This is a genomic window from Dendronalium sp. ChiSLP03b (assembly GCF_034531165.2).
In the GTDB taxonomy this organism is placed as follows: domain Bacteria; phylum Cyanobacteriota; class Cyanobacteriia; order Cyanobacteriales; family Nostocaceae; genus Dendronalium; species Dendronalium minutum.
The window spans coordinates 25,249-49,182 of the sequence record NZ_JAVRBR020000119.1; the positions used below are offsets into that span (position 1 = coordinate 25,249).

Annotated in this window: 17 protein-coding genes; 9 read left to right on the forward strand and 8 right to left on the reverse strand. The window is 41.9% G+C overall.

Annotated elements, in window-relative coordinates; translation table 11 throughout:
- The first annotated feature begins 112 nt into the window (after positions 1-112).
- From RMY31_RS26520 to RMY31_RS26530, 3 genes are all read left to right on the forward strand, one after another.
- The gene (locus tag RMY31_RS26520; protein ID WP_322659853.1) at positions 113-754 is read left to right on the forward strand and encodes a GNAT family N-acetyltransferase; all 642 of its coding nucleotides are present in this window, start codon (positions 113-115) and stop codon (positions 752-754) included.
- 78 nt (positions 755-832) lie between these two features.
- On the forward strand, positions 833-3,229 hold the full coding sequence (locus RMY31_RS26525; RefSeq protein ID WP_322659851.1) for a single-stranded-DNA-specific exonuclease RecJ: 2,397 nt from the start codon (positions 833-835) through the stop codon (positions 3,227-3,229).
- Between the two features lie 31 nt (positions 3,230-3,260).
- Complete coding sequence (locus RMY31_RS26530; protein ID WP_409878518.1) at positions 3,261-3,401, forward strand: hypothetical protein; 141 nt, start codon at positions 3,261-3,263, stop codon at positions 3,399-3,401.
- Between the two features lie 49 nt (positions 3,402-3,450).
- On the opposite strand, the gene RMY31_RS26535 is transcribed toward RMY31_RS26530, so the two are convergent.
- Entirely contained in the window at positions 3,451-4,224 is a 774-nt protein-coding gene (locus RMY31_RS26535) for an ABC transporter permease (RefSeq protein WP_322659849.1), read from the reverse strand.
- Between the two features lie 69 nt (positions 4,225-4,293).
- Positions 4,294-5,799, reverse strand: a complete 1,506-nt coding sequence (locus tag RMY31_RS26540; protein WP_322659847.1) for a BamA/TamA family outer membrane protein — start codon at positions 5,797-5,799, stop codon at positions 4,294-4,296.
- Between the two features lie 748 nt (positions 5,800-6,547).
- Between RMY31_RS26540 and RMY31_RS26545 the strand changes: the two genes are divergently transcribed.
- Positions 6,548-8,488 carry an FAD-dependent oxidoreductase gene (locus RMY31_RS26545; protein ID WP_322659845.1) on the forward strand — a complete coding sequence of 647 codons (1,941 nt, stop codon included), beginning with the start codon at positions 6,548-6,550 and terminating at the stop codon, positions 8,486-8,488.
- 290 nt (positions 8,489-8,778) lie between these two features.
- On the opposite strand, the gene apcB is transcribed toward RMY31_RS26545, so the two are convergent.
- Positions 8,779-9,288: an allophycocyanin subunit beta gene (gene apcB / locus RMY31_RS26550; RefSeq protein ID WP_322659843.1), complete on the reverse strand. Its 510-nt coding sequence runs from the start codon at positions 9,286-9,288 to the stop codon at positions 8,779-8,781.
- Between the two features lie 359 nt (positions 9,289-9,647).
- Between apcB and glnA the strand changes: the two genes are divergently transcribed.
- Positions 9,648-11,063 (forward strand): type I glutamate--ammonia ligase, encoded by a 1,416-nt coding sequence (gene glnA, locus RMY31_RS26555; protein ID WP_322659841.1) that lies wholly within the window; start codon positions 9,648-9,650, stop codon positions 11,061-11,063.
- Between the two features lie 103 nt (positions 11,064-11,166).
- Here the strand turns inward: glnA and RMY31_RS26560 are convergent, their stop codons facing one another.
- Positions 11,167-11,367, reverse strand: coding sequence for a hypothetical protein (locus tag RMY31_RS26560; protein WP_322659839.1), 201 nt, complete (start codon positions 11,365-11,367; stop codon positions 11,167-11,169).
- A 560-nt stretch (positions 11,368-11,927) separates the two neighbouring features.
- Here RMY31_RS26560 and RMY31_RS26565 point away from each other — a divergent pair.
- Positions 11,928-12,827: a ferritin-like domain-containing protein gene (locus RMY31_RS26565; protein ID WP_322659836.1), complete on the forward strand. Its 900-nt coding sequence runs from the start codon at positions 11,928-11,930 to the stop codon at positions 12,825-12,827.
- 513 nt (positions 12,828-13,340) lie between these two features.
- On the opposite strand, the gene patX is transcribed toward RMY31_RS26565, so the two are convergent.
- The 4 genes from patX to RMY31_RS26585 form a co-directional block, all read right to left on the reverse strand.
- Entirely contained in the window at positions 13,341-13,562 is a 222-nt protein-coding gene (gene patX / locus RMY31_RS26570) for a heterocyst-inhibiting protein PatX (protein WP_322659835.1), read from the reverse strand.
- Positions 13,563-13,663: 101 nt separating this feature from the next.
- Positions 13,664-15,421 carry an FAD-dependent oxidoreductase gene (locus RMY31_RS26575; protein ID WP_322659832.1) on the reverse strand — a complete coding sequence of 586 codons (1,758 nt, stop codon included), beginning with the start codon at positions 15,419-15,421 and terminating at the stop codon, positions 13,664-13,666.
- Between the two features lie 119 nt (positions 15,422-15,540).
- Positions 15,541-16,170 (reverse strand): iron reductase, encoded by a 630-nt coding sequence (locus RMY31_RS26580; protein ID WP_409878523.1) that lies wholly within the window; start codon positions 16,168-16,170, stop codon positions 15,541-15,543.
- A gap of 124 nt (positions 16,171-16,294) precedes the next feature.
- Complete coding sequence (locus tag RMY31_RS26585) at positions 16,295-17,758, reverse strand: protein kinase domain-containing protein (protein ID WP_322659897.1); 1,464 nt, start codon at positions 17,756-17,758, stop codon at positions 16,295-16,297.
- Positions 17,759-17,965: 207 nt separating this feature from the next.
- Here RMY31_RS26585 and RMY31_RS26590 point away from each other — a divergent pair, with 207 nt between their 5' ends.
- From RMY31_RS26590 to RMY31_RS26600, 3 genes are all read left to right on the forward strand, one after another.
- Positions 17,966-19,015: a zinc-dependent dehydrogenase gene (locus RMY31_RS26590; RefSeq protein ID WP_322659830.1), complete on the forward strand. Its 1,050-nt coding sequence runs from the start codon at positions 17,966-17,968 to the stop codon at positions 19,013-19,015.
- A 110-nt stretch (positions 19,016-19,125) separates the two neighbouring features.
- A complete protein-coding gene (locus RMY31_RS26595) occupies positions 19,126-20,430 on the forward strand; it encodes an inorganic phosphate transporter (protein WP_322659828.1) in 1,305 nt (434 codons plus the stop codon).
- Positions 20,431-21,154: 724 nt separating this feature from the next.
- Complete coding sequence (locus RMY31_RS26600; protein ID WP_322659826.1) at positions 21,155-23,482, forward strand: EamA family transporter; 2,328 nt, start codon at positions 21,155-21,157, stop codon at positions 23,480-23,482.
- Positions 23,483-23,934: the final 452 nt, after the last annotated feature.

Sequence of the window (23,934 nt, forward strand, 5' to 3'; positions counted from 1 at the left end):
CACAGCTGTGCTACCTTACGATGGTCTCTATTCTACCCAGTTGAAAATTGCTATATCGGTATCGCTAGAATTCAAGAAACATCTATATACAAGAATCACAACTTCCATAGTTATGAAAACCTTTGATGAAAGCGACGCGATTTACGTCCGCGAATTAGGAATAGATGACATTGCTCCTGTTTACCACTTAGGAGAAGATTTATTTACCAGCGATTTATACCCTTATTTATACCGTACCTGGGATGAATGGGAAGTAATTGGACTTTACAACACAGACCCAGAATATTGTTTGGTTGCCGAAACAAATGGAGACTTAGCAGGATTCATTTTAGGCACGATTATCACTAAAGCATCTTGGACTTATGGATATATTTTGTGGCTAGGAGTGAGTCCCAGGTTTCAGCGCCAGGGTGTAGCAGATAAGCTAGTTGATAAAGTCGTAGCCCGCATGATTGAAGATGGGGCGCGGTTTATGTTGGTAGATACTGACCCCACTAATATCCCAGCGGTGAAGTTTTTTAATCGTAAAGGTTTTGGTAATATCCGCCAGCATATTTTCTTGTCGATGAATTTAAGTAAGCACGAATATTATGGCAGACTAATTGATTACGAACACCAAAAAGCTGAAAGAGCAGGTTATAGGCGATCGCGTCCTGCAATTCGCGCCCGCAAACCTGATAGTGTAGCAAATAAAGTAATCCTCAATCCCCTGGTGATAGACTCTCAGACAACTGAAGACCAATCCCCGATTTAATACTTAAAAGTTAGGAGTTAGGAGTTAGGAATTAAAACTCTTAACTCCTAACCTCCAATTCTTAACTTCTAACTTAATATGCCAGAACAACAGTGGATTCTAACAGCAACTGAACAACCGCCTACTTGGTTTATCCAAGCCGTCAAACAGTATACACCTGCATCAAGTGGATTGTATGCAGCACAATTGTTGTGGCAACGAGGAATTAAAGATAAATCAGAATTAGCGGCTTTTATCAACTATAAAGCTTATCAACCGACGAGTCCCTTTGAGTTTGGGCAAGAAATGTTTCAGGCAGTGGAACGGTTGCAAACAGCACGTAATGCTGGTGAAAAAATTGCTATTTGGGGAGACTTTGACGCTGATGGCATCACATCTACTGCTGTATTGTGGGATGGCTTGGGGCAGTTTTTCGGACAAAATACGCTCTTAGTTTATTACATTCCTAATCGCCTCACACAATCCCACGGTCTTAATAATTCAGGGATTGACAATTTAGCAAAACAAGATTGTAAGTTAATAGTCACTTGCGACACAGGTAGCACCAATATTAATGAAATTATCTATGCCAAACAGCTAGGTATAGATGTAATAGTTACAGACCACCACACCTTACCTGAAGAACGCCCGCCAGTTACAGCGATTATTAATCCTCGCTATCTACCAAAGGAACATCAGCTGTTTCATCTTTCTGGGGTGGCCGTGGCTTACAAGTTAGTGGAAGCCCTTTATCAAACTTTGCCTGATGTTCCCCAAGACCCTTTAGAAAATTTATTAGATTTAGTAGCAGTCGGGTTAATTGCCGACTTAGTACAGCTAAGTGGAGATTGCCGCTATTTAGCGCAGTTGGGAATTCAACGACTACAAGAAGATTTTAAACAGCCAGCAACAGCACGACGACGACCAGGGGTTGGGCGATTATTGGAATTGTGTCAGAAAAGCGGCGATCGCCCTACAGATATTTCCTTCGGTTTGGGGCCGCGAATTAACGCCGTCAGCCGCATCCAAGGCGATGCTAGCTTTTGTGTAGAACTGTTGACCAGTCGGGATGCCAAACGTTGCAATGAATTAGCTGAAGTTACAGAACTCGCCAATACCCGCCGCAAATCTTTACAAAAAGATGTGCAAGCGCAAGTAGCCCAAAAACTAACCCAATTAGACTTATCAACTACCAGCGTCATTGTTTTAGTAGACCCCCAATGGCCCGCAGGCGTGTTAGGCTTAGTCGCCGGACAAGTAGCACAAGAAACAGGTCGCCCTACCATCCTGTTGAGTACCGAGGGAGTAGGGACTGAGGACTGGGGACTGGGGACTGGGCAAGACTCTTCCCAATCCCTAATCCCTAATCCCCAATCCCTCGCCCGTGGTTCCGCCCGTTCAATCAATTCTGTCGATTTATACCAATTGGTGAAAGACCAAGCACATCTGTTGCATCGCTTTGGCGGACATCCCTTTGCGGCAGGTTTGAGTTTGCCAGTGGAGAATATTCCTTTATTTACACAAGCGATTAATCAACAGTTACGGCAATCTTTAGGCAGTACAAATTTGATGCCAACCGTAAAAGCAGACTTGACGGTGACAGTAGCAGACTTAGGCAAAGAATTATTTTTGGAATTGAAACTTTTAGAACCTTGTGGTATGGGAAATCCCGTCCCGAAACTCCTAATTCAAAACTGCTGGTTTGAAAATTCTTGGCATCGCAATCAGCAAGATTGGCAGGGGAAAAAAGTGCAGTATATTAAAACCGAGTTTGATATTCGGGATGATTCCACCAAAAGTCCCTTTCCCGGTATTTGGTGGGGACATTATAAAGATGAATTGCCCATAGGAAAATGTGATTGCATAGTAGAACTCGACTATAACACCTTCAAAAAACGCTATGAAATCAGATTAATTGCCGTCCGTCCCAGCGCTAACTCAGAACTGACAACTCACCACTCAGCACTCATCCTTGACTGGCGAGACTTTCCTTGTGAAAAACACTCAGAACTGACAAAGCAATCAGCACTCATTCTGGAAGATTGTCCCACTAGCTGGGATGATTTACGTGGATGGTTAAGACGATCGCTTTACAATCAGCAACAATTAGCGATCGCCTGGTCTAAACCCAATCATCAACCACCAAAAGAAATTTGGCAAACTTTGGTTGGCATTGCCAAATTTCTCAGTCGTACAAATCAACCAGTTACCCGCCTACAACTTTTACAAAAACTCCACATACGCGAGCAAAGCTTATTTTTAGGAATTAAAGCTTTAAAATATTGGGGATTCACAGTCAAAAGACAAGACAGTTCTTTGCAAATCACTTGGAATCCCAGCAGCGTCTCCGAAATTAAGGCCGATACAGCTGTTGCACAGTTTTTAGCTGCCGTCAGCGAAGAACAATTTCAGCAAAAGTACTTTGCCGAAGTACCTTTATCTACTATTGTTGCGATAATTAATCACTCTTTTGTTACCTTCGGGACAGAAAAATAGAGAGAAGATTAACTAGCAACAGAGAAACGAATTGCAGAAGCTAGAAAACCATTCATTAATTTTGGCAAGTCGGGAGATGGAAGAATCATTGCAGACAATAGCCCAAGATTTAGAGATGCCTTACTCCACTGTAAAAACTTATGTAAAATTAACTCGTCGGGCATTTAAGTAGGTGGAATAAGGAAGAAATAGTAATAGTTGCGTTTAGTTTTTTATTTTTATCATAGTCTTCTTTCAACTATCAACATCCGTCGATAAGATAACCAGCCACCTACAACCATTACTAAAGCAAAAACTAATAAAAACCAAAAGTGCGATTCGATATTACTAATGTTTTCTCCCTTGGCTGAAACTCCTACCAAAGCGATATTCATGTGATAAATTGGGTTAAATTTGGCAATATTAAGTAGTGTTTGGGGAAATAATGAACTAGGTAAAAATGCCCCACCTAGAATTAATAAGGGAACTCCAAAAGCTGCTACCAGCGCGTTAACATCTTCGATACGACGAGCCAATTGTGTACCTAAAATAAAGCCTAAGCCTACATAGGCAACGATACTCATTAAAATAATTGTAAATCCTAACAAGATAGAACCTTGAAAACTAGCTCCCCAAAATGCAGCAATGGTATAAACCAACAGTGTCTGTCCCATACCAATGCAGCTATGAGCAAGAAAAATTCCTAAAAAATATGATGTGCCACTTAAGGGAGAAATAAAAAGGCGTTTGAGGGTTTGCTGTTCTCTTTCTGCAACTACAGTTGCCACACTACCGCCCAAGCAGCTAAAAAATAATGCAGCACCTACTAATGTTGAAGGTGCTGCATATTCAAAAGCAACAGACGTTGATAATTTTGCTCGTTCTGCCAAAATAAATCCGCTGAGGATTAACACTGAGATTGGGAAAATACACCAAAAAATCAGGCTGCGCCTGCGACGCAACAGTTCAATTAAAATGCGCTGAGTTACAGCTATAGTTTCACGCCAATATTTCATCTTTAATAGTTATTAGTCAGCGATCGGTATTTATTCTCCTTGTCCCCGCGTCCTGCTGCCTCCTATTTATCAAAATCGCTGACCAGTGGTAACTTCAAATCTAACTTCTCCTCGATCGCTAATTCCCAAGTCACCCCGAATTAGCCCCAAGGGTGATTTTGCTCGCACTCCTACGCCGTAGCCAAAGCCACTCCCTGGTTTGCCTCGCAGTTCACCCGGTTCTCCTAGTACTGTTTTTCCAGACCCGAAATCTGAGGCGAAGTCAGTGAAGATAACTCCTCCTAACCACTGACGAATTGGAAAACGATATTCTACAGAAGCTAAACCATAATTACGACCACTGGCAACTTTCCCAGAACCGTAACCTCTGACAGAATTTAATCCTCCGATTTCAAAGGCATCAGCCGGTGGAAACTCTCCAATAGTTGTGCCAAGTTGCAAATTTATAGCTAACATTTCTGGGTTATCAGAAGACTGTTCTTTACCTATCAAACTGACTGGTACATACTGGATATAATTTCCCTGTACTCTATTGCTGAAAATATTGCCCAGTCCGATGGGAATTGTCTGTTCAGTACTCAGGGTTATGATTGAGCCTTGAGTTGGATTTTGACGACGATCGCGCTCATCTTTAGATATAGCAAAGGATACTGTAAATAAGTCATCAATGCCAGTACCGCTAACAGAAAGGGGATTGCCTAATCTATCGACTCGTGCAACATTGTAATCGCGATCGCGCAGACTAATCCTAGTGTAGTTCAGACCTAAAGCTGTATCCCAATCATCTAAAGCGCCTAAAACTGCCACAGAACCACCAAATCTTCCCTCTCGCACTCGATCGCCGTTAGCTAGTTTGATATCTTCGTTGAAGGTTTGGGATAAATCACGCGTGCGAAAAGCTTTGATGCTATAACCTAAGCGGTCTGGTTCTCCAGGACGATATGGGCTAGTAAACTGAGTGTTATATTCAATACCTTTACCGCCTAACTGAAGATTTATACTTAGTCGGTCGTTAAGACCGCTGATATTTGCATCTTCATAACCCACCTTAGCGTAAAGTCCAATGTCTTCACTAGTACCACCTCCGAAGCTCAGGGAGGGGAAGCGACGCTCTTTAATTTCATAGATGATATTAACACCGGAGGCATCTTCTTCAAAGAAACCTTTGACTTCATCAAATGACTCTAATCTCCTCAGTCGTTGCAAGTCTTTCTGAAGTGCATCTTCACGGAATACCTGACCCGATTGAAGTTTTAGCAGACCAATAATAAACTTTTTTTGGGTACGTGCCTCAATTGGTTGACCTTTGTCATCAACTGACTTGCCTTTATCGTTAATAAAAAGAATTTGGATATCTTTAATAATTCGTTGGGAGAAATCAACAGTCTGGGTATTTTCGACTGTGGGTATTTCTACCGCAGTTGGTCTGATGTAATCACCATATTTGGCATACCCCCACGATCCTACACCACTAGCCTCATCTTGAGTAGAAGCTTGGAAGTCTGCACGCGCTTCTTGATTTTCCCCACACACCAACACCGCCATTGTCAAAACTAGAGCTATTTGAACACGCATATTGAAAACCTGCTAGTGTTATCAAGTTTACACAAGTATCAGTGCAAACATAACCAGCCCCAACCGCGATCGCAGCAATGCTCAATTGTACAAATATTTTGTAGTTTGTCGTTCGCTGACTTTGGCAGTTGTGAGTCAGTGTGGTCTTCTCCCAAGGGGAGACGCTAAAAGCGATGGGGGTTTCCCCTATGAACAACTGACGTTAGCGTAGCGGTAGCGATGTTAGGAGCGTCACCCGTACTGCTAAAGCAGAACCCGCAGGGTAGGGTCAGTTGTTATTAGTCTCCCTCATCTCCCCCTACTCTCCACTCTTGCTTTGTTGCCGAAAGAAGTCTCTATTCGCAGTTAATTATTAAATAATATATTGGATTGTCAAATAATTTTCTAATTTATTAACTCATATTTGGCAGATGTATTTATCTTGAAATGAAAACGTCTACTACGAAAGTAGAAATTTAATATATCTATCTTGAAAATAGAGAGCAGGTAATAACTAAAGATAAAGCGTGAAATATTAAGTTTAAAGCAAATATCCCGCCATCAATCTGGAGAATTGTATCCAATTTTATATCTTATATCATCAGTCATCTTTTCTTGGTAACATTTGGCCATTGACAATTTTTCCCATTCTGCAAAAATAAATCCTTTAGGATTAAAACGGGAATGAAAAAATACTACAAGCAATTTACTAGCTAACAGTTATCATTTCCTGCCAGTAATTCATCGCGAACAGTTAATTTTGTAACCAATGAGTCAACTAATTAATTTACCGGAATCATCTACTATCTCCCGTCGCACACTACTTAAAGTGTTTGGTGTTGGTGCAATCGCAGGGGTAACAGGATACTCTAGGTTTAGTAAGCCAAAACCAACAGTATTTCAAAAAGATACACTTAATTTGCCACGCCTACTGAATCAACAAAAAAGTGTTGTAGTGATTGGAGGTGGTTTAGCAGGTTTAGCTTGTGCTTACGAATTGAGTCAGCGGGGGTTTGCAGTTACACTTTTAGAAAAATCTCCTCAACTAGGTGGCAAAATTGCTAGCTGGCAAATAGAAGCTGCTGGCGAAACCTTCATGATGGAACATGGCTTTCATGGCTTTTTTCCGCAGTACTATAACTTGAACAGCATAGTTGCAGAATTGGGGATAAATGATAACTTTAAATCGTTAAATTTTTATTCAGTTATCTACCGCGATCGCAAATACAAACCTGAAGTATTTCGCCCTAGTCATTCTGCTTTTCCCTGGAATATCATAGATTTAGCGATCGCTTCTCCCAACCGCTTCAAATGGGGGATTAATCTCAGTAAATTAAAACATTTGCAAGTCTTCCAAGCGATTACTGGTTTTCAAAGACAAAAGAATTATCAGCGATTTGATAATATCTCAGTTACCGATTGGGTAAAAACAGAATTTCCTCAAGGTTTATACGACTTGTATTTTCTGCCTTTTGCTAAATCTAGCTTGAATGCACCAGATGTAATGAGTGTGGGAGAACTCATGCAATTCTTCCATTTTTATTTTTTTGGCAATCCTGAAGGACTAGCTTTTAATGGTACGAAAGACGATATGGGCACAAGTTTAGTGCAACCTATTGTCAGGACAATCCAAAGCAATGGCGGCAAGGTTATTACTGGTGCAAATGTTAGTGAGGTTTCTGCTGTAAAAGCTAGAATTAATGGATTGAAATATTATGTTGGCAGCAATCAAAATAATGTTTCTTTTTGGGTAAAGCGGAATTCAGTTGTTAATAGTGGAGAGACAGAATATTTTGGGTCAGCTGATGAATTATTTGCTGTACCATCTGATAGTAAAGAAGCAATTTCACTTACCTGTACTCACCAAGGCTGTACTGTACAAATAGCAGCAGATGGTAAGTTTCATTGCCCTTGTCATGGAGCAGTTTTTGCTGCGGATGGTAAAGTTTTAAAAGGGCCGGCCCAACGGGATTTATCAAAGTTGCAAATAGTACAACGGCAAGACGATCGATTGCAATTAGTAGCGGTAAATAATGAACCATCATTACCAGAAATTATCAAAGCAGATTATTACATATTTGCTACCGATGTTCCAGGAGTACAACAACTATTTAAACGGGTGATTGGTGACGTAGACCAAAAAGTGCGATCGCAGGTTGAAAAATTAAGTATCGCCGATCCGTTTGCTGTCTGTCGTTTCTGGTTTGACCGCGATTTTGTGTGGGAACAGAGTAATTTTACTTCTTTATCTGGCTATCAATTAACTGACAGCATTACCCTTTATCACCGCATTCAAGAACAATTCATTGACTGGGCGCAACGCACAGGTGGTAGCGTCGTTGAGTTACATGCTTACTGCTACAAAGAAAGAGAATTTCCAACTCAGCAAACTTTGTTAACAACTTTTGAAAGCGAACTCTATGAAATTGTTCCAGAGTTAAAGCAAGCAAATCTACTGCACCGAGAATTAGTCAATCAAAATAACTTTTCTGGTTATCCACCTCATAGTTATGCGGAACGTCCCGAAACTAGCACCGATGTTTCTAACTTATTATTTGCGGGAGATTGGGTGAAAATGCCATTTCCTTGTGGATTAATGGAACGGGCTGTTAGTAGTGGCTTGTTAGCAGCTAACGAGATTTTATATCGTGAGGGTTTGCAGAGGCGATCGCTTTTATCTGTGAATCCAGAAGGGTTGTTACAAATCTAAACTATCAACTCGGTTACAGTTTGTAAAAAAGCGATCGCTATTTGCTGTGATAGTCAAAGTGCGATCGCTATATTTTATACTTGTTGTCAAATTACTGGTGCAGCAGGTCAAAAATAACTATCCAGTCAGAAATACACTAGAGACTTATGCCTTAAGCTTTCTTCCCTTCTGCCAACGCCAGTCGCCTCAACGGGGAGCCACTCCGTTGGACGGGTTCCCCGGCTTAAAGGAAGTGGCGTGGGAACCCCCGCATAGCGCTGGCTCCTCTGCCCTCTACCCTCTGCCTTTTTCTAAATATCCTTCTCGCTTAATTCACGAGTGATATGGTCAAAAGGTTCATCCACAAAAGCAGTATTAGCTACACCAGCAGCTGCCACTTGTTCCTTAACCAGATCCTTGAGAATTTGGACACCGCGAACTGTTGGGCCAATAGGTACTCCTAAAGAATTGTAAGTTTCCCGTAGTCCTTGCAGTACTCGCTCATCCAAAACATTCGTATTGCCAGCAACCAAAGCATAGGTAGCATAGCGTAGGTAGTAGTCCATATCCCGCAGACAAGCCGCATAACGACGAGTCGTATAGGAATTTCCACCAGGGCGAATTAATTCCGGCAGTTCTTCATATAACTTCAAACCAGCCTGCTTCACAAGTCCAGCTGCATTAGAATTTATCGCTGCTGCGGCTTGCACACGTGCTGTACCACTTTCAAAGTATGATTTCAGGCTGTCGATTGCATTCCGATCAAAATACCGGCCTGCTACGTCATAATTCTTAATCAAGCTTGTTACTGCATCGCGCATTCCTTCTTCTCCCAATCGTTGCTATCTATGGTTTGATATTAATTTGGCTGCACTTACGCAAGAGCAAATTTTTGTGCTATTTAAAATTAGATTCGGCACAAAAACAATCATCCGCTACTTAAGGATTCTATGCCAAAGTTGACCCCTATGAGACGAACTTTACTGTTTTGTACACATGACCAGAGAAAGGTTAATATAACCTGTAATCCAGAGAATCTGTAACAAATACTACAAAATTCTTTAATGCCCAGTATTTACGATATTGCAGGTGTGTCATCAACTGGGTTCAGATCAGCAGGGTTAGAATGCTTTGGAAGATTCTAGTTTTACTTTAGGAAATTGGTAGAGAAGGAGTAACAATGACAACCCCACAAGAAGTCTTGAAGAGAATTCAAGATGAAAAGATTGAACTGATCGATCTGAAATTCATCGACATACCAGGAACTTGGCAGCACCTAACTCTGTACCAAAACCAAATTGATGAGAGTTCATTCACTGATGGCGTACCATTCGATGGTTCCAGTATCCGGGGTTGGAAGGCGATCAACGAATCGGACATGACAATGGTACTCGATCCGAATACTGCCTGGATCGATCCATTCATGGAAGTGCCAACACTAAGTATAGTTTGTAGCATCAAAGAACCCCGTACAGGTGAATGGTACAACCGTTGCCCACGGGTTATTGCTCAAAAAGCGGTAGACTATTTAGTCTCTACTGGCATCGGCGATACAGCTTTCTTTGGACCAGAAGCTGAATTCTTCATCTTTGATAATGTCCGCTTTGACCAAACCGCCAACGAAAGCTACTACCATGTAGACTCTATAGAAGGTCGTTGGAACTCCGGTAAAGACGAAGGCCCGAACCTGGGTTACAAACCACGCTTCAAAGAGGGTTACTTCCCAGTTTCGCCAACGGATTCTCTCCAAGATATCCGTACAGAGATGCTGTTGACGATGGCAAAATTAGGTGTACCTATTGAAAAGCACCACCACGAAGTAGCCACGGGCGGTCAGTGCGAATTAGGTTTCCGCTTTGGTAAATTAATCGAAGCCGCTGATTGGTTGCTGATTTATAAATACGTTATCAAGAACGTAGCTTGGAAACATGGTAAAACTGTCACCTTCATGCCCAAGCCGCTGTTTGGTGATAATGGTTCCGGGATGCACACTCACCAGTCCATCTGGAAAGATGGCCAGCCTTTGTTTGCAGGTGATAAGTATGCTGGTTTGAGTGAAACAGCATTGTATTATATTGGCGGTCTTCTCAAACACGCACCAGCGTTATTGGGAATTACCAATCCCAGTACCAACTCCTACAAACGCCTAGTGCCTGGTTATGAAGCCCCAGTGAACTTGGCTTACTCCCAAGGGAACCGTTCTGCTTCTATCCGTATTCCTCTGTCTGGCGATAACCCAAAAGCCAAACGATTAGAGTTCCGTTGTCCAGATGCTACTTCTAACCCCTACTTGGCATTTGCTGCCATGCTTTGTGCTGGTATCGATGGCATCAAAAATAAAATTCATCCTGGTGAACCCTTAGATAAAAATATCTATGAACTCTCTCCAGAGGAACTGGCGAAGGTTCCTTCTACTCCCGGTTCTCTAGAATTGGCATTGGAAGCGCTAGAAAACGATCACGCTTTCTTAACAGAATCAGGCGTGTTCACTGAAGACTTCATCGAAAATTGGATTGACTATAAACTAGCTAACGAAGTCAAGCCTTTACAGCTACGTCCTCATCCCTACGAGTTTTACCTCTATTACGATGCTTAGTTAATAGCTGTATCTCAGAGCATAAATTTTGCCACCCTAGAGGGTGGCTTTTTTTCGGAGTAGAAACTCTCATTTAAAAAATATAGCTAAGAACTCTCGCAACCTAGCTCATAGCAGCATGGCTGCTTCCATAAATCAACCGCGTAGTATGCTCTATCTTGCCTTGAATTGGATTCCAGTAATGGGATGCTTCTTCAGGAAGACCGAGTTCTTGTGCAGCACGCATCATCATCGATTGTTGACGATTCTTAACCTGATGATATTGACGCACCATTAACGCGCGAGATTTTTCTTGAATAGACATACTACAGTCCTCCCTGTGGTTTTATTTATATATATTTCGCTATCCTTACAAAAACTATAATAGCAATAATTCTGTAACCAAAGTTACAAAATAACTAGTTTGCAATAAAAATTTATATTACAAGGTTGTTAAAGAAGGCAGAAGGGGAAAGTCAGGTATGGGATTTAACTTTTAAAGACAAAGGAGATGGGGAGAGTGTTTGTGATAAATTACCCGCATCCTCTTTGTGTCAAGTTCAACTCTCGGAAGACACCTGCCCTAGGGTCAATAATTTATTTGTTACATTTGTTTATAATTATAAAATTCAAGTCTTATATCTAAATGCTTGCAAGTAGCTAATCTGAGTGATTGTTGTAACTTTTACCTTGAACTCTTTTGGGGATGTAACACTAGTACACAACAGCAGTAACAAAGATACTACCTAAAATACGTCAAATGCTTATTTGATGAGTATTTTCGCTCTTGACCTCTCCTGCTTTCTGCGTTCTTGTACTAGTGCAGGAGTTAAAGCCAACAAAGTTAGCGTTAGATAACATAATTTACAAAACTCAACAAAAACTATGGCGGTTATTTATCCACGTAAATTTCAGAATGCTTTGAGCGCGAGGGATATTTTACAGCGGACGGTGAGCGATCGCGAACTGCATTTGATTACCCTTAACCGCTATCGCTACAGCGAGCAGCGCAGTTGTAAAGACCTGACTGAGGTAATTGAACAATTGAACGGACAGCCACGAGAACTGATACGGGATTTATCCCACCACATCTCGGATGAAGCTCGTCATGCTATGTGGCTGACTGATTTATTGCTGGAATTAGGAGCAGATATCGGTAAGCCACTTGGTTCCTCCTATATCGATGAATTTGAACGGCTACTAGATATAGATAGCTACGATCCAAAAGAAAATCCAGAAGACACTGTAATTGCAACCTTGGCAGCAATTAACATCACCGAAAAACGGGGTTGTGAATATTTTTCTGCTCACATTTACGCACTCAAACAAGCGCCGCAAACAGAAGAAAATATAAAAATTCGCCAAACAATCGAAAAAATTCTGCCAGAAGAAGCAGGACACGTTCGCTGGGGTAACCGTTGGTTAGCGCAATTAGCAGATAAGAGTCCAGAGCATCGGCAAAAGGTGGAGCAAGCTAAACGCAAATATGCCGCAATAGAACAGGCAGCATTTGAATCGGGAATGGATATTACTCTAGGTGCAGAACTGCGGCGAATTACCAGCCTTGTGGAAGTAGCAAATACCATGCCAATTTGGGAACGTCCCAAGTACTTAATGGAGCGCTTACCGCAAACTTTACTAGCACCTGAGTTGCAGTTTACTAGAATTCAAGCTGCACAAAGGGCTTGGCAGCGCGACCCACAGGCTTTTATAGAGAAGTTTGTGCCGATGTTCCTCAACGGTATTCAGAGTACAAAGAACAACAACAAGAAAACAAGTGTGTAAAACTTGCGAGGTAAAGCTTATACCAATTTTGGATTTTGGATTATAAAGTCTTGAACACAAGGCTTTTCCAAGGAAATCCGCCAACACTACTAATCCCTATTTGGTAAGCTGTTCGCCAAAAAAATTGCACATTGGTTCGAGTAGACTGTTGAGGATCAGCGGTCAACAGTCTACAGTCAAAGGCCACCACGAGTATTTATGCATTCTTAATGCACTTTAGATTATGAATTGGTATTAGATGCCCTTGATGTGAAGTGATAGCCTGAGTAGCGACATCCTGGGAAAAGAGGCAAGAGTAATATTTTTTACAAGTATTTGGTGATGCTGTCGATATAGGCAGTGAGTTGATTTCAATATCCAAATGCAAGGATAAAATACTCAGTGAAAATTGAAGTTTTTCTTGTGTCAATATTAAGTCTCTACTAGATAAGTTATGTCAAATATTTGACCTTTTTGGGATTTTCTTATCATGAGACAATTGCTGACCAGACAAAAAGTATAATACTGAGATTGTTAAGCATTAGAACGGATATTCTTGGATTGAATTAAATCTCTGCGTCCCCCACCACGATAAGGTGTTGGACTTTCTGGTTCGCTATATTGGGGTTTACCTGAAACCAACTGTTGGGAACCAGAAGAAAGTACTATAAAAGATGAGCTATTTACTATTGAGCAGTTAATAGTCAAGGAACCGAACACTAGACTCGAAACTAAAAGAGAAAGGGAAGTACGCATAGCAGATGTCTATTTTGGAACTGTCTTATCTACTGCTACTTAATTTCTCTATGTGTGTCCGGAAAATTTTCTAAAAAAGTATTCAGTTTTACTGAAATAAATTATTTTGGCGATATTCCTATATTTTCAACTAATAACCAATGACCGGAATGATTTAGACGACCCCGAACAGTTATTACTTGTTCGTGGACAATAGTTTGTAGCTGCTCGTCTATATGCGATCGCAAAGTCACAAGCTGCCAAACTTGTCCTTGGTAGGCGGTTGGTGTAGCGATCGTGAATTTGTAATCCTGTTGATTCAGACGGTGAAAAATGCCTGTGAAAGATTCACTTTCCCATTTTGAGCGATCGGATTTATCCAAATACGAACTGGGACAATTACCACTTGGTGGATAGGCTTGCAGGCAATTTAAGTAATAAATTTGACATTTTAGCCATTCAGTATGATTGGGTAGCGAATTAAATAAAGGTATAATTGCGGCAGGTGCTTGTAAATCTTGCAGTAAAGCTTCTTGCAACCCTCTTACAGGTAAATCCCTGGGCTGTATGCCCAACTCAACGCACATAGCCGCTGCCATTCCTGCTGCTTGACCGATCCCCATCACTACAGGTTGCAATCTGGTCGCGCCGTTGGCAATATGGGAGACAGAAATATTCTTTTCACAGACTAATAAACCATCTGTAGCCGCTGGAATCAGGCAACGATAGGGAATAGTGAAGGGAGTCCCAGTCCAACGTCCACCCCAGCGGATAGATTTGGGTTGCAGTGGCAAAGTGAAGCCGGGATAATGGTGGTCGTTGGCGTAGTTACCAATAGCAATTGTATCTGGGTAAATTGATGCAACCCTACCCTCAGGCATCGGCAAAATATCCTGTTCGCGGACGGTAGTTAGTCCTACCAAACGGCGACTTTCGCGGTAGTAGGGATGCAGTGCAAAAGCAGTGGGTGCATGGGGAAAAACTCCTTCTGCCAAACCATAGCGACGACCCAGCTGATTCTGAATAAAATGGACAAAATTTTGGCTATGCCAGCGACATTCTTGGATAAACTCGCCTTTGGATGCTTCTGACTCTATCAGTCGCGCTACTCCTTCGCCGTAGTCATTACCACAGATGGGCCAGTTAATCATAAATAGCCCCTCTGGTAAACGTCCATAATTCAAAAATTGCTCTGCACCATAGTCATCCCAAGCACCGACAAATAACGATGGGTTGTAGTTTGGAGCAGGGGAAATTTCTGGGGCGATCGCTTCACCAAAATCTTGTATAATCGCTACCCATGTGGGCGCTTGCACTGGATATCTCTCGCTGAGGGAATTAAAAGCAACTGGTGCGCTGGGTTCTCTCCATTCTGATTGCAACTCCCAACCCCAGCGGTAAGGTATCTCCCCCAGAGCCAATAAATCTCCTAATTCTGTGCCATCAATAATAATTTTGGCTTCGGCAACGAAATCAGCAAACCGAACGCCAGTTACACAATTTTCGCGCTGAAAAACTTCTAAAGGTACTCGTCCTGAAATCCAATGCAGATTAGACAAATTGTGTACCCAATCTGCAAAAATCTCTGCCCCAAGACGGGGATCGTAACTAAAAAAGCTCACCCAACTGTTATCTAAGCCTCCTAGCTGTCGCTGTCGTAATTCTTGTAAAAACGCACCCCATAACCCCGTTTGAAAAGCAGCTAGTTCATTACCATCAGGTGCAGACACTCCAGCCGAAGTTAGCATTCCCCCCAACCAAGGAAATTCACTCACTAGGATAGTTTTAGCTCCCCGTCGTGCCGCTTGGATAGCAGCAGCAGAGCCTCCGGTTCCCCCGCCAACAATTAAGACATCAGCTGTATATGTTGGATTAATCATAAATTCCGAAAAGTTGACTTTTGACTGTCATTCCCTTAAATGAAAATATATATCTGTTTTATCCAAAAAAGAGAAGTGGGAGATTTTAGCGATCGCCAACTCTTTAATAGTTAAATTTTTCATCTTTTGATATACAGATTAATCAATTGTTTATTAAGGGATTGAATGAATTGTATTGTAAGTTTTTGGGAAAATATCAAAAAACTAACTAATACAATTATCATAGCCATAGGAGTGATGTAAGTCCAACTGCCATACATTTTTAATAATATATGCAAAGGTAATATAAAAATTACTAAATATGTTAAACTATGTAGTTTTTTCCAATTATTCTTCAGTAATTTAATACTGAGATCGTTAGATGTAACTGCTAATAAGGTAAAAATTAATAGTATTGACAGACCTGTAAATGTATGTATGCAAGTACTAATATTTAATAAGTTTAAATTTTTCTTGAAAATTACAATAATACTATGATGAACTGCAAAACAAAAAGCGGCAATACCAAAATAACGACGATTTTTAGATAACGCTTTTATGAATGTATGTTTATGAAAATGAGGGAAAACTATTTTGAATATTGAAGGATATATAGTAGCACTATAATAAATTAATGATACAAAACCTATAACATTAGCTAATGGTGCTATTTTCAAAACAAAAGTTAGCAAAGCACTAGTAATATAGCCCCAAATAAGTAATTGGCAAAAAACTAAGTATCCCTTGCCTAATAAAATTTTTAAGCGCATATTTACAATTTTTTTGGTAAATATTCAAATTTTGATTTTAGAATAGCAATCATTTTGTTAGTCTTGGTTATGTGAATCTACTGAATATATAAAAACTTGGTAAATTTTAATTATGAATTACAAATTACACAATGTTTTTTGGATTTCTTAATAGCAAAACTAGCACTGCACCCGAAAGAATTCCGCCAACCCAACCGCCCAAAGCATTGACAAAAATCCACCAACCAGACTGCTCAACCACTTGCCGCAAAATCAACCATTGAAAGATCCCAATTACAGGGCCAATCAGAAACATGGAATTATAAGGGTTAGGACCGCATAACAGAATGGCAATGCAAAAACCGAGGGTAGTTCCTGATATCCACAACTTGTCAGACACGGAAACTTGCCGTCGTAGCACCAACAATTGCATAAACCCTAATGTCAGACCTACTGTAATAGCAACTGCCAATCGACGCGGAATACTGCCAAGTGGCTGTACAGTCATGTGGGCGATCGCTGCCAAAATACCGCCCCCAAATAAACCTACAATATTCACTAATACCCATTGAATATAAAAGCCCACTCCTACTTGTGCCTTGCTGGCTAATGTCTGAAAAGGCTGAGGCTGCTGTGGAATCTCTTGACGATACTGGGCTGGAACTGTTGGAGGTGGGGAATACAGTGGGGGTTCGTAATTAATTGGCTGCGGTTGTGATGTATCGCCAGGATGTGTATATGGTAGTGTTGCTGCGTATCCTGGGGAAGTGGATGTTTGTGTTGGCATGTAAGCACCCAACTGCTGCAACCCAGCTAAAGCTTCTGTTGCTGATTGATAGCGTTGACGGAAGTCGTAGCGTATCATCCGATCTAAGATATCTGCTAACATCTGACTCACCTGTACCGAGTTACGCCAAATAATTTCAGCTGTCTGCACATCTTCTTGCAACTGATGAGGCATTAACCCTGTCAAGGCTTGAATGCCAATCATACCCACAGCATAAACATCACTACTTAATCTGGGGCTACCGCGACTCTGTTCGCTAGGCATATAGCCAGCAGTACCAATACCCACAGTCATTTTAGTTACACCTTCACCATTCACCATCTGAGTACTAATCTCCTTCACCGCTCCAAAATCTATCAGCACAACTTTGCGATCGCTGTTGCGACGAATTAAATTAGGAGGTTTAATATCTCGGTGAATGACATTATTTTGATGAACAAAAGCTAATGGTTGCAGAATATCCTGCAACAGTGAAATAGTATAAGCCTCACTCAATGGCTTGCCAGGTATGAGTTCATCGCTGATAGGATGACCATCAATAAATTGTTGGACTAAAAAGAATTCGTGATTTTCTTCAAAGTGAGCCAGTAATTGGGGAATTTGGTCGTGAGTTCCTAATTTATGCAGCAATTGTGCTTCTGATTCAAATAATCGTCTGGCAATCTGCAAAGTCATGGGGTCAGTTGCCATCGGTTTGAGTTGCTTAACTACACAAAGACTGTTGTAAAGTTTTGTGTCTTCCCCAATATAAGTTTGACCAAAACCACCAGCACCCAAAACTCGAATGACTTTATAACGTCCGTCTAGTACCTGACCTAGCATAAAAGACACACTTACCTGAAGAATGCCTAGTATTCTAACCTCACTCTAAGAAATGCCAAGTCTGGATTTACCAGAAAGGTTTTATCGCATGAATATAGAACATAGAGCAAGAACTAGCAAAAGCTAAGACACAAAAATCTCAAAGTTTATAGCTGAACGTTGACCGCTAATGTTACATCTAATATCGTTGAGCGGTAAAAAATCAACGTGAAAGCACAGGTATTTAGAGGCGTAAATCAACTTTCCTACGAAGAGATCCCAGTACCGACTCTGGAACCGGATGAAGTGCTGGTACAGGTGCGGGTAGTAGGATTGTGTCAGTCAGATATAAAAAAAATTCGTTATCCACTGTATGAACCACCGCGTATATTTGGACATGAAACTGCTGGAACGATCGCAGCAGTAGGTTCTGAGGTCAAAGCTTGGCAAGTAGGACAACGAGTAGCGGTGATGCACCACATTCCTTGTATGCGTTGTGCTTACTGCCTAAATGACAATTTTTCGATGTGCGATGTCTACAAAAACATTTCCACGACAGCTGGATTTAACGCCAGCGGTGGCGGTTTTGCAGAATATGTCAAGGTTCCAGGACATATCGTGCAGAATGGTGGGTTAATTCCCATACCCGATAATATTAGTTTTGAAGAGGCGAGTTTTGTAGAACCGACTAACTGCTGTCTCAAAGCGGTGAAAAAAGCTCAAATTGCCCCTGGACAAACTGTTTTAGTAACGGGAGCCGGGCCAATTGGATTAATGTTTGTGATGTTAGTGAAGTATTTCGGAGCGAAAGCGATCGCCACCGACTTACTGCCCTCTAGAATTGAAAAAGCTTTAAATGTCGGTGCACAGACAGCTTTCGACGCTCGCGATCGCGATTTGCCTGCAAAAATTCATGCTCTCACCAACGGCATGGGTGTTGATGTCACCCTGCTGGCTGTCCCTAGCGAGAAAGCTTTCGCTCAAGCCCTTGACTGTACTCGCAAGGGCGGCAAAATCTTGTTTTTCGCGGAATTCCCCGATGAATTAGAAATTTCCATCAATCCCAATATTCTCTATCGCCGCGAAATCGACTTGATGGGCAGTTACAGTTCATCCTACCGCCTTCAGAGTTTATCGGCTGATATCGTATTTAATCGGCGCATAGATGTCCAAGCATTGATTAGCGATCGCTATCCATTGCAAAATTTATCAAAAGCCGTAGAACAGGCGATCGATCCCACTCCGGAAACCTACAAGATTTTGATTTATCCCCAATGAGGGGACTGGGGATTGAAGTATTAATTTCTCCCCCTGCTCCCCCTGCTCCCTCTGCTTCTTCTACTCCCCCTCCCCTCATCCGGGTCTCCCCCCTCTCCCCAAATATTGAAATGACCATTACATTACTTATAGTGGCTTTACTGGCCTTTTACGTCGCTTGGAATCTCGGAGCTAACGACGTTGCTAATGCGATGGGAACCTCTGTAGGTTCCAAAGCTATTACTCTGAGACAGGCAATAATCATTGCCGGGATATTAGAGTTTACGGGTGCTGTATTGTTTGGGCAAGAGGTAACGGAAACCTTAGCGACTAAAGTTGCTAATCCTGCCTTATTCGCCGCCACGCCCCAATTATTAGTGATTGGGATGGTGACAGTATTGCTGTCGTGTGGCATATGGCTGCAAATTGCTACATCACGAGGTTTACCTGTATCTTCTTCCCATGCCGTTGTAGGTGCGATCGCAGGATTTAGTTGGGTAGCTTTGGGAGTAGGTGCAATTGATTGGTCATCAATTGGCTCAATTACCATCGGCTGGATTTTAACACCGATTATCAGTGGTGCGATTGCCGCATTGTTCTATAGTCAAATCAAACACTGGATTTTGAATCAACCCAATCAAATAGTACAGTTACGGGAGTGGATTCCCTGGTTAAGCGCAGTTCTGCTAGGGGTATTTGGCGTGATTGTATTACCCTCGCTCACTCAACCACTCACCAATTTTTTACGAGAGCAAATTCGTTTAAATATACCTCCTCACGACATCTCCTTGTTAACAGGTGTAGCAGCAGCTGTTGGACTCACCATTATTAGTTGGCGACAACTGGACGATGAGGGGACAGAGGAGCAGGGGAGCAGGGGAGTAGGGGGAGAAAATATTAATACTTCAATCCCCAGTCCCCAGTCCCCGGTTGAACGCTTATTTGGTCGCTTTCAAGTTTTGAGTGCTTGCTTTGTGGCCTTTGCTCATGGTTCTAATGATGTTGGGAATGCGATCGCTCCCCTAGCTGCGATCGCTTATATCAATCGCACTGGCAGCGTCCCCATAGATGGCATCAATACCCCCTTGTGGATTTTAATGCTTGGAGGTGCTGGCATTGTTGCTGGTTTAGCCATCTGGGGGAAAAAAGTCATTGCTACCATTGGCGAAAACATCATTGCTTTGCAACCTAGTAGTGGCTTTTGTGCCGAACTTGCAACTGCTACTACTATCCTCCTCGCCTCCCGGTTAGGCTTACCTGTTTCTACTTCCCACGCTCTCGTTGGTGGTGTAGTTGGTATCGGATTGGTGCAAAATATCAATTCAATTAAATTTCAAACTTTACAAAATATTGCTGCCGCATGGCTAATCACAGTTCCTTTGAGTGCAGTTCTCAGCGCTGCCATCTTTAGCATTGCCCGCATTTTCTTCCTTTAAATTAACTTGAGTAGCTGACATGAAGTACGCACACCCTTTTTGTCTTGGTGTGACGGACACCTTGCTTAACGGGGATTCCCCAACTTAAGTAAGCTGCCTGTCACTAAGTATTTTTAAGTTAGCCCTCCATGCAACGCCATCACAAAACGAAAAGATGAAATGTCTTTCCCTTACACCCCACACCCTTACACCCCTACACTCATTTCCAGGATAGAATGGCTGTTAATTCACTAAAATGTTGTGCAGGGAATAGTAATAGTTCTCATTTCGGCAATCGGTTGCTATAAATCCCTACTAGAGATATAAACTGTCTCACAAGTCACATTTTGCATAAATATATATATACTTAACAACTTTGACAATTCTGTTGGGGCAATGCCTGCATTTACAAGTCTTGGGAAATTAGTATTGCTACCAAAATAATAAGTATTTATATTAGGTGAGACATTTTATTCCAGGAAAATCTCACTTGAGGACAGAAGATTAAAATAAGACCGATGGCATACTGGTCTGTGATGTTGAACGGAACACAGTATAGTAGGCTGTGAAAATCATAAATTATATACTTTGCCAACCTTGGTTTAGCATGACAGAATTACGTTGATATGCGTAGATTCTGTGAAAACTATTAGTTTATCTGACAAAATACAGGAAACTTAGTATGAGTGCCAAGCAAGTGTACGGGAAGCAGCTTTATCGTCAATATGTTAGAGGTTAAAAGCTAATGGGGCGATTCGAGAAGCGACCAGACAACCCGCGAGTCAGAGGTGAGCTATCCAGATCGGCAGAGACAGCTCTGTGGGCTATTGTGGAGGATTTGGAACATCTCCAGCAAAATGTACTCAAATCGTTGCAGGAAGAAATTAAACGGCTTCAGACGGAAAAAGACCGTTTATCGAATGAAATTCAACAGCTAGTAGAAGAAAAAGAACACCTGCAACACGTGCGGCAAATTACTGAGCAGCAAGTGTTAATCCGTCAGTTGGCAGAAGCTTTGGCGAAACACATATCTTCGCAACTGCAATCATCACTGAGAACCATAGCTAACCAAGTAATTGAGAGCGAGTTCCGCGAACGAGCTGGGCTGAAGTCTGCTGAAAGTGGCAGCGATTTCACAGAAAAGAACAATGAAAATACCGAACGACTACTCGGCACTCTGGATGATACCCTGACGATCGCTTTTAACTCCTTGCAACAAGAACTGAAGAATTATCAAAGCGATATTTCTCAACAGTTATCTCGGATGTACAGCCAACAGCAGCAGGGAGAAGCGATTTTAGAAGAGTTAACTAATCACCTGCAAAGCTCACTAGCAAAAACAATCAAAGAAACTTCGCAAGCAGCAGTACAAGTATCACCGCCAACAGTACTGCAACCTCCTGAGCCACAGCCAGAAAGTCCCCCAAACACATATCCACTGTTAGCAGAAGTAACTAAAAGTCCAAAAGCATCAGCACCGGCGACAGTGTTGCAACCACCTGAGCAACAGCCGGATAGTTCCTCAGAATCCTTATCGGCAGTTATACAGAACGCTCAAACACCACCGCCGACAGTATTACAACCACCTGAGCAACAGCCGGACAGTTACCCAAATACATTTCCGTTATTAGGAGAGGTAACGAGGAATGCTGACAAACCGATTTCTGAAATTTCCCAGGATTTGTCCGAAAATGTCACCGAATTCTCAGCTCCTCCATTAGTATCGCCTGCAACTGAACTACCGCCAGCCAAGGAAAATACCTCAGAGCAGATTTCTGTTATTTCCAAAGACTTGTCTGAGATCGAAATTACATCAGAGCCAGTTCAGGAAAAAGTTATCGGGTCAATTTCTGTTACTCCCAAGGAGGAAACGAAATCCCCACCGACCAGGAGAAACTCTAGAGAACCGATTTCTGTAATCAGTAGGAACTTGCCCAAAAGCAGGACTAAATCCCCACCTGCTGCACCAGCACAAAGGCAGGGATCGACATCTCCACCACCGCGATCGCGCCGTTCCTCTGGTTTGTCACCAATCCAGATCGGTTTCTTGCTGGTTGTGTTATCGGCAGTGGTGTCATCGCTTTATAACGTAGCTATCAAGCAGATGTTCTTTAAAGCCATCGACAGTCTCGGTGTTTTAGAGGTTGAAGGCTTAATATCGCCGACTTTGGGTAATATTTTCCTAATTTTGACACTACGTTTAATGGTGGTTGTACCACTAATGATATTGCTGGCTCCCATTATGTATCCCCAGGTGTGGCAAGACTTGCAAAACTTGATGGGATCGTTGCGTAGCAATTCTATCCCTGGTAGTCCCAAAATACCGCAAAGAGTGTTGCAGTTATCAATCGCCAGTGGCTGCTTTTTGTTTTTATCGCAAGTGTTGATTTACCTTGCCATTGGTCAAATCGCCACTGGGATGGCGATCGCTTTGTTCTTTGTCTATCCGCTCTTTAGTGGACTGCTGTCGTGGCTACTGTTCCGCGATCGCCCCAGTTCATTGCGCGCTGCTGCGATCGGCTCTATTTTCTGTGGTGAGTTGCTGGTTTTAGGAGGTTCTTTAAACACAGGTATAGATAATATTCCCCTAGCAGGCAGTACAGCCATATTTGGTGGAGTGGCTTTCGCCTGCTACGTGATTCTGACGCGGATATGTGCCACGAAAGTGCATCCCGTGTCTTTTACTCTTATTAACTTCTCTACCATGCTTGTGTTGAGCTTTATCGGTTTAATGTTGCCTTTGCCAGAAAGTTGGAGCCTTGTAGTCGATCAATCTAAGTTGCTAGAAATTGTTTTAAGTGCTTCTATTTTGGGTGTACTGACCCTTTCAGGCTATGTATTTAATCATGTGGGAATTCACAGACTAGGCGCACCACGAGCAGCGATAATCGGTGCAGGCGTACCAATTTTAACCGTGATTTTTGCTGGTCTGATGATTCAAGAGACTCTGGAAATTGTCCAGATTTTGGGAGTGTTGTTTGTCACTTTTGGGGCAGCAGCTTTTAGCTTTGAAAAAATGCGAAGTCAGGTGAAATCATCTAGTAGAGAACAGGTGACAGGTGATGGAGAATAGGAAAAGGGATTTTCATTCTTTGTTCGTGGAGATTTGTCTTGAAAAGGGGGTGTAAGTAAAGCTGTATTTTCATAATTTATTTGTGCATTTGGTACACATAGATGACTATCTTGAAAATATTTCTGTGTACTGCGTTACAGAAGAAAGAATTTTTGAATTTATTGCTAGCAACAGCACATGTTAATATCAAGCCTAGTACGTGGCGATCGCTCCATTAAGGCAGTAATTAACCAAGGTTCATTAGGAGTTTGAATAATCCTTATCATTTAAATCTTCCCGCATCCTCGCGTTCCCGCGTCAGCCCAAATGATAAGTCTTTAAGCGGACATGATATGACTGTCTGGCTGGTCGTATAATTGCAGCGATTGAGCAATTGTACGTCTCTGTATAAGCAATGAAGTAGGAGGACTAATACCAATTTTGAATTTAAGATTTTGGACTTAAAATCTTTA

What these genes read in the sequence shown, in the direction of transcription:
- RMY31_RS26520 (WP_322659853.1), top strand. Translation starts at nt 113, where the DNA reads ATGAAAACCTTTGATGAAAGCGACGCGATTTACGTCCGCGAATTAGGA.
- RMY31_RS26525 (WP_322659851.1), top strand. Translation starts at nt 833, where the DNA reads ATGCCAGAACAACAGTGGATTCTAACAGCAACTGAACAACCGCCTACT.
- RMY31_RS26535 (WP_322659849.1), bottom strand. Translation starts at nt 4,224, where the DNA reads ATGAAATATTGGCGTGAAACTATAGCTGTAACTCAGCGCATTTTAATT.
- RMY31_RS26540 (WP_322659847.1), bottom strand. Translation starts at nt 5,799, where the DNA reads ATGCGTGTTCAAATAGCTCTAGTTTTGACAATGGCGGTGTTGGTGTGT.
- RMY31_RS26545 (WP_322659845.1), top strand. Translation starts at nt 6,548, where the DNA reads ATGAGTCAACTAATTAATTTACCGGAATCATCTACTATCTCCCGTCGC.
- apcB (WP_322659843.1), bottom strand. Translation starts at nt 9,288, where the DNA reads ATGCGCGATGCAGTAACAAGCTTGATTAAGAATTATGACGTAGCAGGC.
- glnA (WP_322659841.1), top strand. Translation starts at nt 9,648, where the DNA reads ATGACAACCCCACAAGAAGTCTTGAAGAGAATTCAAGATGAAAAGATT.
- RMY31_RS26560 (WP_322659839.1), bottom strand. Translation starts at nt 11,367, where the DNA reads ATGTCTATTCAAGAAAAATCTCGCGCGTTAATGGTGCGTCAATATCAT.
- RMY31_RS26565 (WP_322659836.1), top strand. Translation starts at nt 11,928, where the DNA reads ATGGCGGTTATTTATCCACGTAAATTTCAGAATGCTTTGAGCGCGAGG.
- patX (WP_322659835.1), bottom strand. Translation starts at nt 13,562, where the DNA reads ATGCGTACTTCCCTTTCTCTTTTAGTTTCGAGTCTAGTGTTCGGTTCC.
- RMY31_RS26575 (WP_322659832.1), bottom strand. Translation starts at nt 15,421, where the DNA reads ATGATTAATCCAACATATACAGCTGATGTCTTAATTGTTGGCGGGGGA.
- RMY31_RS26580 (WP_409878523.1), bottom strand. Translation starts at nt 16,170, where the DNA reads ATGCGCTTAAAAATTTTATTAGGCAAGGGATACTTAGTTTTTTGCCAA.
- RMY31_RS26585 (WP_322659897.1), bottom strand. Translation starts at nt 17,758, where the DNA reads ATGCTAGGTCAGGTACTAGACGGACGTTATAAAGTCATTCGAGTTTTG.
- RMY31_RS26595 (WP_322659828.1), top strand. Translation starts at nt 19,126, where the DNA reads ATGACCATTACATTACTTATAGTGGCTTTACTGGCCTTTTACGTCGCT.
- RMY31_RS26600 (WP_322659826.1), top strand. Translation starts at nt 21,155, where the DNA reads ATGGGGCGATTCGAGAAGCGACCAGACAACCCGCGAGTCAGAGGTGAG.